Below are 13897 nucleotides of genomic sequence, written 5' to 3'. Positions count from 1 at the left end.
ACACGCCAATGGCCAATCATGCCGATGGGCTGCACGCTGCAAAGCAAACCAAAAAGGCCACTGCCAGTGGCTGGGTCGGTTCGGCCCTTGAGTACTACGACTTCTTCATCTACGCCCAGGCCGCCGCGTTGATTTTCCCGCAGGTGTTCTTCCCCTCAAGCGACCCGAAGGTGGCGATCATCGCTTCGCTGGCAACCTATGGCGTGGGCTACCTGGCGCGCCCGGTCGGGGCGTTTTTCCTCGGCCACTGGGGGGACACGCGGGGTCGCAAGAATGTCCTGCTGCTGTGCATGTTCCTCATGGGCCTGGCTACCGTGGCGGTCGGCCTTTTGCCTACCTACAACCAGATCGGCTACTGGGCACCGGCGTTGCTGGTGGTGTTGCGCCTGATCCAGGGCTTTGCCGTGGCCGGTGAAATCGCCGGGGCCAGCTCGATGATCCTTGAACATGCACCACCCGGGCGGCGCGGCTTCTTTGCCAGTTTCACCCTGCAGGGCGTGCAGGCCGGCCAGGTATTGGCTGCAGCCATTTTCCTGCCCCTGGCCTACTTCATGCCCGAAGACGCGTTCAACAGCTGGGGCTGGCGGATTCCGTTCCTGCTCAGCGCCGCCGTGCTGATCGCCGCGTTCATCATTCGCCGTGAAGTCGAAGAGCCCGAAGCCTTCACCCGCAAGGTCAACCCGCAGCTGCCACAACGCTCGCCGATCCGCGATGCATTCAAGTACAGCTGGCGCGGCATGCTGGTGGTGCTCGGGGTGTCGCTGATGAACGTGATCCCGGTGGTGACCACCGTGTTTGGCGCCGCCTACGCCGTGCAGCCTGCCTATGGCGTGGGCTTCGACAAGAGCGTGTACCTGTGGATTCCGGTGGTGGGCAACATTGTTGCGGTGCTGGTGATTCCCTTTGTCGGCAACCTGTCCGACCGCATCGGCCGGCGCCCGTTGATCATCGGCAGTGCACTGGGCTGCGGCCTGATGTCGTTCCTGTACCTGTACGCCATCAGCCTGCACAACCTGCCGCTGGCCTTTGCCGCCTCGCTGCTGATGTGGGGCACGATCTACCAGGGCTACAACGCCATTTTCCCCAGCTTCTTCCCTGAACAGTTCCAGACCCACTACCGGGTGTCGGCCATGGCCATCGCCCAGAACGTCGGCTACATGTTCACCGCCCTGCTCCCGGCCCTGTTCACCGCCGTCGCGCCGCCCGGCTCAGACAACGTGCCGCTGCTGATCGGCAGCATCACCTGCCTGGTGACCGCCATCTCGGCGATTGCCGCCTGGAGCGCACCGGAAACCTACCGCACCCCGCTGGACCAGCTCGGCCGCCACGACGCCGTTGCCCTGGACAAACCCACCTATGACGCCATGCGCGCCACCTCACTGACCGGAAGCCTTCGTCCATGAACACCTTGCTCGTACTCAATGGCCCTAACCTGAACATGCTCGGGCTGCGTCAGCCCGAGGTCTACGGCCGGGAAACCCTCGCCGATGTGCAGCACCTGTGCGAGCAGGCCGCCAGCCGCCTGGACCTCGCCCTGGAATTTCAGCAAACCAACCATGAAGGGCAGATGATCGACTGGATTCATCAGGCCCGTGGCCGGGTTGCCGGCATTGTCATCAACCCCGGCGCCTGGACCCACACCTCGGTGGCCATTCACGACGCCCTGATCGCCGCCGAAGTGCCGGTGATCGAAGTGCACATCTCCAACGTCCACCGCCGCGAGGCGTTCCGTCACCACTCCTACGTGTCGTTGGTGGCCAAAGCGGTGTTGGCAGGCTTTGGCACCCACGGTTATGTGCTGGCGATCGAACACTTCGCCCGTCTGCTGCAAGGAGGTGAAGCATGAAAACCCTGGCCAACCCTACGCGGCGTCTGCGTCTGGGCTTTGTCGGCGGCGGCCTGGAGTCGTCGATTGGCGCCACCCACCGCTACGCCGCCCACCTGGATGGGCATTTCGAACTGGTGGCCGGCGTGTTCGCCCGTGACCCGCAACGCAACCTCGCCGCCGCCCAGGCCTATGGCGTCGACCCGGAGCGCGTGTACGCCGACTTCCAGGCCATGGCACGGGCCGAAGCCGAACGCACCGATGGCATCCAGGCGGTGGCGATCATGGCCCCCAACGCCGTGCACGTTCCGGCGAGCCTGGCCTTTCTCGAGCACGGCATCGACGTCATCTGCGACAAACCGCTGGCCACTGACCTCGCCGAAGCCCGCAGCCTGCTTGCCCAGTCCCGCCAGGGCCCGGCCCTGCACCTGCTGACCCACAACTACAGCGGCTACCCGATGATTCGCGAAGCTCGCGAACTGATCGCCCGGGGCGCGATCGGCGACGTGCGCCTGGTTCAGGTCGAACATGCCAGTGCCTTTGGCACCCACCCGCTGGAGCAACAAGGCAGCAAGGCCCTCGCCTGGCGCACCGATCCCGGCCAGGCCGGCACTTCGTCGGTACTCGGGGATGTCGGCGTGCATGCCCATCAGTTGCTGCGCTTTGTCACCGGCCAGGAGGTCAGCGAAGTCTCGGCCGAACTCAGCACCCTGGTACCGGGCCGTCGCTCGGACGACAACGCTCACGTCAAGTTGCGCCTCAGCGGTGGCGGGCGCGGCATGCTCTGGGCCAGTTTTGTCGCCGCCGGGCATCGCCACGGCTTGCAGATCAGGGTGTTCGGTTCGACCGGTTCGCTGTACTGGCATCAGGAAGAGCCGGAGCGCCTTGAACTGCGCCATCAGGACCAACCGCACCAGGTCCTGCGCCGCGGCGAAGCCTGGCTGAGCGAAGCGGCCAAACAGGCTACGCGGATCAAGGCAGGCCAGCCCGAAGGGCTGCTGGAGGCATTCGCCAACGTCTACAGCGATGCTGCCGAACTGATCAGGGCGCGCCGCGAACAACGCCCCAGCGCGCCACTGGCACGCCTGTGCGCTACGGCTGAAGACGGCCTGTTGGGAATGGCGTTCATTGATGCTTGTGTCCGCTCCAACGAGGCCCAGGGGCGCTGGACCTCGCTGGACTGATTCAGTCGTCCAGCGGCTTGGGCGGTGCCGCAGGCTTGGCGGGTTTGGCCGGCTTCTCGGCCTTACCCGGTTTGCCATCGGCCGCAGGCTTGCCGGCAGCCTGTTTCTGCTCTGCCACGGTCGGCGCGACGATGGCCTTCTCCGCCTCGGGCAAGGCATCCACGGCAGCAAAAATAGCGCTGGGCTCAACGGTACCGGTGTGCTCAATCCGGTGCTTTTTGCCATCCTTGCCCACCAGTACCACCTGGGTCACCACGGTGTCGGCGGCACTGAACTTGAATTCGCGGATCAAAGCCATGGTGGCCTGCTGGTCAAGGAACTTGTCTTCGCGCTTACCCATCATGCCGGCAATGCTGTACAGCACCAGGTTGCGCTTTTCGAACTCACCCTTGGTGGCGGGGTCCTTCAGCGCCTGGTCCAGGCTTCGGAGGGTCGGGTCGGCGGTACTCGGCGCAATCACGATCAACGGGCGGGCCTTGTACAGATCTTGTTCCAGGGGGGAGGGATCACTGTTGGCCGCCAGGACGGGGCCTGCAATGGCCAACACAGTGGCAAGGGTCAGTGACCGTATGAGCATGCGCATCTCCTTCAGTTTCCATGCATCAAAGACTACAGATCGCGACGAAAGATCCGAGGTGCGAGCCTAAACTACAGGACGAAATCCGTGGACAGCTCAAAGGTAACTTCCGATTTCCGTGTAGGGCCTTGGACCATGTCCATCACTGGCTGACACCTGAGTCTGAGGATAGCTGATGGCTGACAGCCACGCCTGCCACTCCCCTGCCGAAGGACTGGACCATGAGCATTGCCGATGCCCTGCTGTTATTTCTGATTGTTGCCACTGCCCTGGGTTGCGGCCTGATGGGCGGGTTGTTTTTTGCCTTCTCCAACTTTGTCATGAAAGCGCTTGAGCGCATCCCCGAGCAAAGCGCCGTGACGGCCATGCAGTCGATCAACCAGGTGGTGCTCAACCGGGTGTTCTTTGCCTTGTTCTTTGGTACCGCCCTGACCAGCATTGCCTTGCTGATCTGGGCCTACCAGCGCTTTCCGCTACCGGGCAGCGTGTGCATGGGCATCGGCAGCGGCCTGTACCTGGTCGGCAACATCCTGGTGACGGTGGTGATCCACGTACCGAAAAACCAGAGCCTGGCCCGTCTCGACCCGGCCAGCACCGAGGCCATCAGCGCCTGGCACCGCTACGTACCGAGCTGGAGCCGCTGGAACCACGTGCGCACCATCACCGCCCTTGCTGCAGCAGCGTGGCTGATGCTGGCGCTGGGATTCATTCGCCTGTAGCAGCCATCAACGGCCACTGCGCCAGCGGCCAGTAGCGGCCTTTGCGCGACTCGAACAAGGTGAAGTGCCGCGCCCGCAGGTAAAAATCGGCAGCAACCTGCGCTTCGGGCACCGGGCCCTGATAGTTGCGCGCCAGGGTCAGGTGCGCGCGGTACTCCCTCGGTGCTTCGGCAAAGCCCATGGGCAGCATCGCCTGTTGCAGGTCGTACACCAGTTGGCGCAAGGCTGCCGGGGTTTGCGTGGGGGTCAGCACCAACGCCCGCGCTGCACGCCAGGCTTCCAGCCGGTCCAGTTGCACGCTCAGGGATTTACCGGGTAGCGGCACCGCCGATGCTGCCGCACAGATCGCCGGCAGTTGCGCACTGGGCACTGCTCCGAGAAACAGCAGAGTCAGGTGAAAGTTGGCCGATGGCACCGCCCGGCCCAGTGGCGACCCCAGTTCATTACGCCAACGGGCAATTGCACGGCGCTGCGGCGCTTCGCATTCCAGGGCAAAAAACAGCCGGTTGAAGGGTTCGCCTTGCAGCAAAGCTTCTGTCATTGCGATGGGTCTCCTGCTCTACGCCCTTTGTTTATTATCCATAGCGCAACCTGTGACGCGCCTGCAAGCCAGGCCGCAAGCGTGGCAGCAAACCTTTGCGTCTGTGACTAATGTCTGGCGTCAATGCCGTAACATTTTGTACAAACAACGGTCCCGATTGTTTATGCTGGCGGGCTCATGCCATGGCGCATCGCCACTCTGAACCGTACCTGCCCATGAAAATATTCCTCGTTTTACTGTTTGTGTTCTCGATTGCCTACGTCCACTTGCGTGGTCGGGTCAGGCACAAGATCACACGCCAACTGGGTGATCATTCGAGCTTCCTGGCCCCGGTCAACGTATTCCTCTACCTGTTCTCCAAGCTGCCGGCCAAACCTTACCTGCCGGTCGACAATTTCCCCGAGCTCAAGCCGTTGCAGGACAACTGGCAGGCGATTCGCGCCGAAGCCCAGCAACTGTTGCAGGTGGGTGAAATCAAAAGCTCGCAGAACTATGACGACGTCGGCTTCAACTCGTTCTTCAAGAGCGGCTGGAAGCGCTTCTACCTGAAGTGGTACGGCGAGAGTCATCCCTCGGCAATGAAGCTCTGCCCGCGCACCACGGAACTGCTGCAAAGCATCGGCACGGTCAAAGCGGCGATGTTCGCCACCCTGCCGCCGGGTTCCAAACTGGTTCGCCACCGCGACCCGTACGCCGGCTCCTACCGTTACCACCTGGGCCTGGATACGCCCAACAGTGACGACTGCTACATCTGCGTCGACGGTGAGAACTACGCCTGGCGCGACGGTGAAGGGGTGATCTTCGATGAAACCTACATTCACTACGCCTCCAACCAGACCGACCACAACCGCATCATCCTGTTCTGCGACGTCGAACGCCCGCTCAAGTACCGCTGGGCCACCGCCTTCAACCGCTGGTTCAGCCGCAACGTGATGGCCGCCGCTGCGGCACCGAACGATGCCGGCGACAAAACCGGCGGCATCAACCGCCTGTTCACCCGTATCTACAAGATCCGTGCCCGTGGCAAGGCCCTGAAAAAGCGCAACCGCACCCGTTACTACCTGGAAAAATGGGCCGTGGTGGCCGCGCTGGTGGTGGCGTTCGTCTATATCTGAGTGGCCGCACCGTTCACCGTTGCGGGTCAGGCCCGACCCGCAACGGCCCTCCCCCGTCCTCCGTGTTTCCCCGATCATCGACCAACGGCGCCCCGCTGGCGAAAAAACTGGCTTCACTGTTGTTGTTGCCAACAGCACGAGGTGAAGACGATGAGCATGATGGACTGGGACGCCTACCGTAAGCAGTTAATGGCCGGTATCGGCGACCTCAAGCAACTCTCCCCCGACACGGTCAACGGCTACATGACCGCCAGCGGCGCCGGGGCCAAAACCAACCACCTGGATGCCAAGACCCGCGAGCTGATCTCCCTGGCCGTGGCCGTGACGACCCGCTGTGACGGCTGCATTGCCGTGCACTCGGCCCAGGCCGTCAAGCACGGTGCCAGCCGTGAGGAAATTGCCGAAGCGCTGGGCGTCGCCGTGGCCATGAATGCCGGCGCAGCCCTGGTGTATTCGGCCCGCGCGATGGATGCCGTCGGCAAAGCCGGCAGCTAGTTGGCCGCGCCTGTGCCAGGCCGGCATGCACAACATGCACAAAAAGTTGCATGCCGGCAGCAAGGCTTTCAGACTCGCGGTTCACGTTGCAAGGAACCGCCATGATTCACATCCGCCCCATGACCCCCGCTGACTTCGAGCACTTCTGGCCGACTTTCCAGTCCATTGTCGCGGCCCGCGAAACCTATGCTTTCGACCCGGCCATGAGCCAGGAACAAGCCCGTCAGCTGTGGCTGGAATTACCGCTGCACACATTGGTGGCAGAAGAAGACGGGCAACTGCTCGGCTCCTACTACCTCAAAGCCAATGCCGCCGGCCCAGGCGGCCATGTGAGCAATTGCGCCTACATGGTTTGCGAGGCCGCCCGCGGACGCGGGGTGGCGCGCTTGATGTGCGAACACTCGCAGCGGCTGGCCCGCGAACAGGGCTTCCTGGCCATGCAGTTCAACTCGGTGGTAGCCAGCAACGAGGTGGCGGTCGCCTTGTGGCACGCGCTGGGCTTTGAAACCGTCGGCCGCCTGCCCCGCGCCTACCGGCATGCACGCCTGGGCCTGGTCGATTGCCTGGTGATGTACAAGTGGCTGGAACAGCCACAACAGCCGATGCTGATCGGCCGCAAAAACATCGAGGCGATCGTCTCCCGCAAACGCGGGCGCTGAGCCGTATCGCCCCCAACATGCGCGCAAGTCATTGACGACAAAGACGTTCAATGGTCAGATGCGCGCCAGTTTCAGGTGTCCTGCGCCGCCGTGCGCAGGGTGAAACGGGAAGCCGGTGCGTCACATCGAGTGACTAGTCCGGCGCTGCCCCCGCAACGGTAAGCGAGCGAAGCCTTCGAAACACCACTGTGCCACGGCATGGGAAGGTGAAGGCCTTCATGACCCTCGCAAGCCCGGAGACCGGCCTGAAGCCTCGTTTGGCAACCCCGCGGTGGGCGGGCGCAGGCCGGTTTGCGGGCGCCTGCGCGCGCAATTCCTTCATGCGTTGTTCCCTCCGGGATTCATTCATTCCTGTTCATTTTGGAACGACATGTCCCGTTACTCCAAGCTCCACACCCTGGCGGCCAATGCCCTGGCGCCTTGCCTGGCATTCTCCCTGCCATCCTTCGCTGCTGAATCCGGCATCCTGGCCCTGCCCTCAACGGCCATCACCAGCAACATTGATAATGACCCGATCAGCCTGGCAACGCCGCTGCCCACAGGTTCGCGCCTGAACCTCAGCGCCATGGACACCCCGGCCAGCACCAGCAGCATCAGCGCCGACGTCATCGAGCAGCGCAACAACCGCACGGTGCAGGACGCCGTTAGCCGCTCGCCGGGCATCACTTCGATTGCCACGCCGGGTGACGGCAACACCGGCCTGTCGGCCCGCGGCTTTACCGGCCACGGTTCGGTGATGACCCTGTTCGACGGTTCGCGCCTGTACACCGGTGCAGGTACCCAGACCTTTCCGGTCGACCCGTGGATGGTCGAACGCATCGACGTGATCCGGGGCCCGGCCTCGGTCCTCTATGGCGAGGGCGCTACCGGTGCGGTCATCAACGTCATCCCGAAAAAGCCGTTCGCCGGCGAGATCCGCAATCACCTGCGTCTGGGCTACGGCAGCTATGATCGTCAACAACTGGCCCTGGACAGTGGCGGCTCGCTGAGCGAACGCCTGAGCTACCGGCTCACCCTCAATCAACAGGCCGGCAATGGCTGGGTGGATCGCGGCGACTCGAGGAGCCTGGCCATGAGCGCGGCCCTGCGTTTCGACGCCACCGACGATCTGAGCTTCACCCTGGCCCACGACCGCGGCGATGCCGAGCCGATGAACTACTTCGGCACACCGCTGATCGACGGCCATCAGCGCGACAGCCTGAGCAAGAAAAACTACAACGTGCGCAACGACGTGCAGCGCTACCACGATGAGTGGACGCGCCTGAACACCGACTGGAACCTCAGTGATGCGGTCAGTGCCAGTAACCAGCTCTACTACATCAAGAGCCGCCGGCATTGGCGCAACGCCGAGGACTACACCTGGAACAGCGACCTGGGCACACTTTCGCGTGGCAGTTTCCTGGAGATCAAGCACGACCAGGAACAGATTGGCGACCGTCAGAGCTTTACCTTCGACCACTCGCTCTTCGGCCTGAGCAGCAAGACCGTGGTGGGCGCCGAGTACAACCGCATCCGCTTCGGTGTCGACAGCAACTCGCCATACAACGATGTCGGCGGCGATTACATTGATCCGTGGAACCCGGCGCCCGGCTACTTTCACAGCCAGGACCCGACCCGGCCACAGACCCACAGCACCACGCGCACCTTTGCCCTGTTTGCCGAAAACCGCACGCAGTTGTCCGAGCGCTGGTCGCTGGTCACCGGTGTACGCCGCGACCAGAACCATATCGACCGCGACAACCTGATCGATGGCACCCGCACGGACCGCAGCCTCAGCGGTGGCAACTGGCGGGCCGGGCTGGTGTTTGCCGTGACCGACGAACTGTCGCTGTACGGCCAGTACTCCACCAGCGAAGACGGCGTGAACAGCCTGCTCACCTTGAGCCCGAGCCAACAGCAGTTCGACCTGACCGAAGCCAGACAGACCGAGCTGGGCCTCAAGCAACTGTTCTGGGACGGCCGAGGCGAGTGGACCCTGGCCGCCTACCACATCGTCAAGAATAAGCTGCTGGTCGACAACCCGGTCACCCACGAAAAAGAGCAAGCCGGGCAACAGACCTCCGACGGGCTGGAGGCGACCCTGGAGCTGGCCCTGGCCAACCAGTGGCAGGTGTCGGCCAATGCCTCGGTGGTGCGCGCCAAGTACGACGATTTTGACCAGACTGTAGGCGGCGAGACGGTATCGCGCGCGGGCAATCGCCCCACCAACGTACCGCGACGCACGGCCAACCTGTGGGTGAACAAAGGGCTGAGCCAGGGCGTCGATGTCGGCATGGGGTTGCGCTATGTCGATCAACGTTATGCCGACACCGCCAACACCCAGAGCGTGCCCGGCTTTACCGTGGTCGATGCCAACCTGGGCTGGCAGGTACTGCCCGATGTGCGCCTGGGCCTGCAACTGAACAACCTGTTCGACCGTCGCTACGCGGCGACCGCCCACAGCGGCGAGCAGTGGCTGATGGGCGAGCCGCGCTCGTATTTTGCGACCGTGGATTACAGTTTCTAGGGACTGACTGCGAGCGCTTTGCGCTCGATCGCAGGCTTCGCCAGCTCCCACCCTGCCCTGTGTGGGAGCTGGCGCAGCCTGCGATGGGCTGCACCGCAGCCCCAAAGTGGATATCCGCAAAAACATGATTATGCTTGAAGAAGCCTTTCAGCAGTGCCAGACCGTCACCCCCAGGGCCAGGGTGAGGTATGGCGTGGGTACTCCGGCCTACAATAACAAGACGGAGAACACTCATGGCGGCCATCGACAGCACCTCCACCGGCAGTGCGCCCAAGCACAGCATCACCAAGGAGGAGCGCAAGGTCATCTTCGCCTCGTCCCTGGGCACCGTGTTTGAGTGGTACGACTTCTACCTCTACGGTTCGCTCGCAGCAATCATCGCCAAGCATTTCTTTGCCGGCGTCAACGAAACCACCGCATTCATCTTCGCCCTCCTCGCCTTCGCCGCCGGGTTTGCCGTGCGCCCCTTCGGCGCGATTGTGTTCGGCCGTCTGGGTGACATGATCGGGCGCAAGCACACCTTCCTGATCACCATTGTGATCATGGGCGTGTCCACCGCAATCGTCGGCTTGCTACCCAGCTACGCCAGCATCGGTGTGGCGGCGCCGATCATCCTGATCACCCTGCGCCTGCTGCAGGGCCTGGCCCTGGGCGGCGAGTACGGCGGCGCGGCGACCTATGTCGCCGAGCATGCACCGAAAGGCCGACGCGGCTACTTCACCTCGTGGATTCAAACCACCGCTACCCTCGGGCTGTTCCTGTCGCTGCTGGTCATCCTGGCCTGCCGTACCGCCCTGGGCACCGAAGCCTTTGAAGCCTGGGGCTGGCGGATTCCGTTCCTGCTCTCGATCCTGCTGCTGATCGTCTCGGTGTACATTCGCCTGCAACTGAGCGAGTCGCCGGTGTTCCAGAAAATGAAGGCCGAAGGCAAGGCCTCCAAAGCGCCGCTGACCGAGTCGTTCGCACGCTGGGACAACCTCAAGATAGTGATCATGGCCCTGCTCGGCGGCACCGCCGGCCAGGCCGTGGTCTGGTACACCGGGCAGTTCTACGCGCTGTTCTTCCTGCTGCAGATGCTCAAGATCGACCCGCAAACGGCCAACCTGCTGATTGCCGGTTCGCTGCTGATCGGCACGCCTTTCTTCATCTTGTTCGGTAGCCTGTCCGACCGCATCGGGCGCAAGGGCATCATCATGGCCGGCTGCATCATTGCGGCACTGACCTACTTCCCGATCTTCAAGGCCCTGACCCAGTACGGCAACCCCGATGTCTTCCTGGCACAGGAGATGAACCCGGTCACCGTGGTCGCCGATCCCGATCAGTGTTCGTTCCAGTTCGACCCGGTGGGCAAAGCCAAATTCACCAGCTCTTGCGACCTGGCGAAAAGCGTACTGGCCAAGCGCGCCATCCCGTACGAGAACGTGAAGGCCGAGCCTGGCACCGTGGCGCAGATCCACATCGGTGACAAAGTGATCCAGAGCTTTGAAGGCTCCGCAATGCCGGCAGCCGACTTCAAGACCCAGAACGATGCCTTCGCGCTCACCCTCACCAGCGCATTGAAAGAGGCGGGTTACCCTGAAAAAGCCGACCCGGCGAAGACCAATTACCCGATGGTGCTGCTACTGCTGACCATCCTGGTGATCTACGTGACCATGGTCTACGGGCCGATTGCCGCGTGGCTGGTGGAGTTGTTCCCGGCGCGCATCCGCTACACCTCGATGTCACTGCCCTATCACATCGGCAATGGCTGGTTTGGCGGCTTCCTGCCAACGGTGGCGTTTGCCATGGTGGCGGCCACGGGGGATATCTATTACGGGCTGTGGTACCCGATCGTGATCGCGGTGATGACCGCCGTCCTCGGCATTTTCTTCATGCCGGAAACCAAGGACCGGGATATCAATCACACCTGAAACCGGTGCTCGCCCTCTCCTGCACGGGAGGGGGCGGCGCGCTACTCCGGCTGCGCCTCACCTGCTCCATCAACGACACAAGCTTCAATAAACTGCTTGCCCAGGCTGGTCAGGCCCGCACTGTAACGTTCAATTCTGGGTTGAACATCCGCGCGCTGATGTGACGCCATGTACTCATGGATGGATTCATGCGCCTCCAGATCCGCATAAACCTGCGCATCCGTGAAGCTGATTTCATGGCGCTTCTCTATCAACCCCAGCCGAGCCAGATTATCCAGATAGTTTGGCGTCAGCTCGACACACTCGCAGCCTGCCTGCTCTCCCACATCGGAAAAACACTCAACGCCACGTTGATAGCTGTACGAGTCGCTCGAAAACCATCCGGTAATCCTGCGAAGGCCCCGCAGACGGGTATAGAGATGGATCGACAGCAGAGGAATGGAGCCGTTGCGACTCAATACCTGCAATATTTTCGCCTCATCCGATGTCAGCTGCTTGATGATTTCAGCAAAGGACGGATGCGCCCTGTACGCGGTTTCGACGTCCATCGCCGAGGCCAGCAGGTTGACGTACAAACCGCGAAGGCTGTCATCGCCCCCCAGGTAACGCAAGGCTTCCACCACCGGCACGGCCACATTGGGCTTGGGCGATATGCGCCGGGCCTCAGGGATGGCCTGAATCTTCGGTGCCAGCTCTTCGGACAATTTGGCCTTTATGCGTTCATAGCCCCAGATCACCATCTCCAGAGGCGCCAACAACACATGTATCGATTTGGTGGCGGTTTGCAAGGCTTTGCCAAGCTCTTTGGCCGCCGGCTGAATGGCATCCTGGTAGACCGGAACGGCGTTTACGATACCGCCAACGGCATCAATGACAGCTTTGGTCGATGACGCTTGTTATTCTTCAGACACCTCGCACTCCCTTTTTTTTTGGCTATCCATCGTGGTAACGATGCCAGTAATTGAACATCAAGCCAATGCAGGCAGCCGTTGACCTGCCGGATTCAGGCCTGGCACACAGAGGGGTTCTGGAAGGGACTACAGGAGGATCGCTCACCGGGCAGCGCCGGGGCGTATGACAGGGTGCGCCTGTACTGACGCACCCTGTGTTTACATCAAGCCATCAATTCCAAGGACGGTCGCCGTTCTCGTCTTTGATGCGGGTCGGCAGGCCCATCACGTCCAGCGCCTTGAGGAACGGCTCAGCCGGCAGCTCCTCGACGTTGGCCATGCGCTGCACATCCCACTCGCCACGGGCAACCAGCAAGGCGGCCGCGACTGGCGGAACACCGGCAGTGTAGGAAATGCCCTGGCTGTCGGTTTCGGCGTAGGCCTCTTCGTGGTCGGCCACGTTGTAGATGAAGACCTCACGTGGCTGGCCATCCTTGGTGCCCTTGACCAGGTCACCGATGCAGGTCTTGCCGGTGTAGCCCGGTGCCAGCGAGGACGGATCAGGCAGCACGGCCTTGACCACCTTGAGCGGTACCACTTCCAGGCCTTCGGCGGTCTTGACCGGCTGCTCGGAGAGCAGGCCGAGGTTTTTCAGCACCGTGAAGACATTGATGTAGTGCTCGCCAAAGCTCATCCAGAAACGCACGTTGGGCACGTCGAGGTTCTTCGACAGCGAGTGCACTTCATCGTGGCCGGTCAGGTACAGGTTCTGCGAACCGACCACAGGCAGGTCGTCCGTACGCTTGACCTCGAACATGGTGTTGCTGGTCCACTGGCTGTTCTGCCAGCTCCACACCTGTCCGGTGAATTCGCGGAAGTTGATTTCCGGGTCAAAGTTGGTGGCAAAGTATTTGCCATGGGAGCCGGCATTGACGTCGAGAATGTCGATCGAATCAATGCGGTCGAAATACTGTTGTTGCGCCAGGGCTGCATAGGCATTGACCACACCCGGGTCAAAGCCGACGCCCAGAATGGCGGTGATGTTCTTCTGCTGGCACTCTTCGAGGTGTTTCCACTCGTAGTTGCCGTACCACGGCGGAGTTTCGCAGATTTTGCCCGGTTCTTCGTGGATCGCGGTGTCCAGATAGGCCACACCGGTATCGATGCAAGCACGCAGCACCGACATGTTGAGGAACGCGGAGCCGACGTTGATGACGATTTGCGATTCGGTTTCGCGAATCAGCGCCTTGGTCGCTTCGACGTCCAGGGCGTTCAGCGCAAATGCCTTGATTTCAGCAGGCTGCTTGAGGCTGCCCTTGGCAATGACGCTGTCGATGATGGCCTGGCATTTGGAGATGTTGCGCGACGCGATAGCAATACGACCGAGTTCGTCGTTGTGCTGCGCGCACTTGTGGGCCACCACCTTGGCGACACCTCCTGCACCAATGATAAGAACGTTCTTCTTCAATTTATCTA

Annotated in this window: 13 protein-coding genes and 1 riboswitch; of the genes, 9 read left to right on the top strand and 4 right to left on the bottom strand. The window is 62.0% G+C overall.

The annotated features are described in order from the left end of the window. Window positions 1–8: 8 nt before the first annotated feature. The 3 genes from I5S59_RS10430 to I5S59_RS10420 are packed head-to-tail and all read left to right on the top strand — an operon-like array spanning window position 9 to window position 3009. On the top strand, window positions 9–1403 hold the full coding sequence (locus I5S59_RS10430) for an MFS transporter (protein WP_197876522.1): 1395 nt from the start codon (window positions 9–11) through the stop codon (window positions 1401–1403). Continuing rightward, window positions 1400–1846: a type II 3-dehydroquinate dehydratase gene (gene aroQ / locus I5S59_RS10425; RefSeq protein ID WP_197876521.1), complete on the top strand. Its 447-nt coding sequence runs from the start codon at window positions 1400–1402 to the stop codon at window positions 1844–1846. The genes I5S59_RS10430 and aroQ overlap by 4 nt, the downstream gene beginning before the upstream one ends. Next, window positions 1843–3009, top strand: a complete 1167-nt coding sequence (locus I5S59_RS10420; RefSeq protein WP_197876520.1) for a Gfo/Idh/MocA family protein — start codon at window positions 1843–1845, stop codon at window positions 3007–3009. Before aroQ ends, I5S59_RS10420 begins: the two co-directional genes overlap by 4 nt. A 1-nt stretch (window position 3010) precedes the next feature. On the opposite strand, the gene I5S59_RS10415 is transcribed toward I5S59_RS10420, so the two are convergent. Continuing rightward, complete coding sequence (locus tag I5S59_RS10415; RefSeq protein ID WP_197876519.1) at window positions 3011–3586, bottom strand: DUF4174 domain-containing protein; 576 nt, start codon at window positions 3584–3586, stop codon at window positions 3011–3013. A 221-nt stretch (window positions 3587–3807) separates the two neighbouring features. Between I5S59_RS10415 and I5S59_RS10410 the strand changes: the two genes are divergently transcribed. Beyond that, window positions 3808–4305: a DUF1772 domain-containing protein gene (locus tag I5S59_RS10410; RefSeq protein WP_197876518.1), complete on the top strand. Its 498-nt coding sequence runs from the start codon at window positions 3808–3810 to the stop codon at window positions 4303–4305. Here I5S59_RS10410 and thpR read toward each other — a convergent pair. Then, window positions 4292–4846, bottom strand: coding sequence for an RNA 2',3'-cyclic phosphodiesterase (gene thpR / locus I5S59_RS10405; RefSeq protein ID WP_197876517.1), 555 nt, complete (start codon window positions 4844–4846; stop codon window positions 4292–4294). The two genes, I5S59_RS10410 and thpR, sit on opposite strands and share 14 nt — an antisense overlap. Before the next feature lie 215 nt (window positions 4847–5061). Here thpR and lpxO point away from each other — a divergent pair, with 215 nt between their 5' ends. The 5 genes from lpxO (at window position 5062) to I5S59_RS10380 (ending at window position 11531) form a co-directional block, all read left to right on the top strand. Further along, a complete protein-coding gene (gene lpxO, locus I5S59_RS10400) occupies window positions 5062–5961 on the top strand; it encodes a lipid A hydroxylase LpxO (RefSeq protein WP_197876516.1) in 900 nt (299 codons plus the stop codon). 150 nt (window positions 5962–6111) lie between these two features. Beyond that, entirely contained in the window at window positions 6112–6456 is a 345-nt protein-coding gene (locus I5S59_RS10395; protein ID WP_128325061.1) for a carboxymuconolactone decarboxylase family protein, read from the top strand. Window positions 6457–6557: 101 nt separating this feature from the next. Beyond that, entirely contained in the window at window positions 6558–7115 is a 558-nt protein-coding gene (locus tag I5S59_RS10390) for a GNAT family N-acetyltransferase (protein WP_197876515.1), read from the top strand. A 56-nt stretch (window positions 7116–7171) separates the two neighbouring features. Then, window positions 7172–7379: riboswitch (cobalamin riboswitch) on the top strand. Between the two features lie 106 nt (window positions 7380–7485). Further along, window positions 7486–9621 (top strand): TonB-dependent receptor, encoded by a 2136-nt coding sequence (locus tag I5S59_RS10385; RefSeq protein ID WP_197876514.1) that lies wholly within the window; start codon window positions 7486–7488, stop codon window positions 9619–9621. Window positions 9622–9854: 233 nt separating this feature from the next. Next, on the top strand, window positions 9855–11531 hold the full coding sequence (locus I5S59_RS10380; RefSeq protein ID WP_197876513.1) for an MFS transporter: 1677 nt from the start codon (window positions 9855–9857) through the stop codon (window positions 11529–11531). 41 nt (window positions 11532–11572) lie between these two features. On the opposite strand, the gene I5S59_RS10375 is transcribed toward I5S59_RS10380, so the two are convergent. Then, a complete protein-coding gene (locus I5S59_RS10375) occupies window positions 11573–12319 on the bottom strand; it encodes a DUF4393 domain-containing protein (protein WP_197876512.1) in 747 nt (248 codons plus the stop codon). A gap of 334 nt (window positions 12320–12653) precedes the next feature. Then, entirely contained in the window at window positions 12654–13889 is a 1236-nt protein-coding gene (locus I5S59_RS10370; protein WP_197876511.1) for a saccharopine dehydrogenase family protein, read from the bottom strand. Window positions 13890–13897 lie beyond the last annotated feature (8 nt).

The sequence above is a fragment of the Pseudomonas alkylphenolica genome (genome assembly GCF_016009175.1).
In the GTDB taxonomy this organism is placed as follows: Bacteria; Pseudomonadota; Gammaproteobacteria; order Pseudomonadales; family Pseudomonadaceae; genus Aquipseudomonas; species Aquipseudomonas alkylphenolica_B.
Note: the sequence above shows the minus strand (reverse complement) of the source record. Positions and strands in the feature narration are given on the sequence as shown.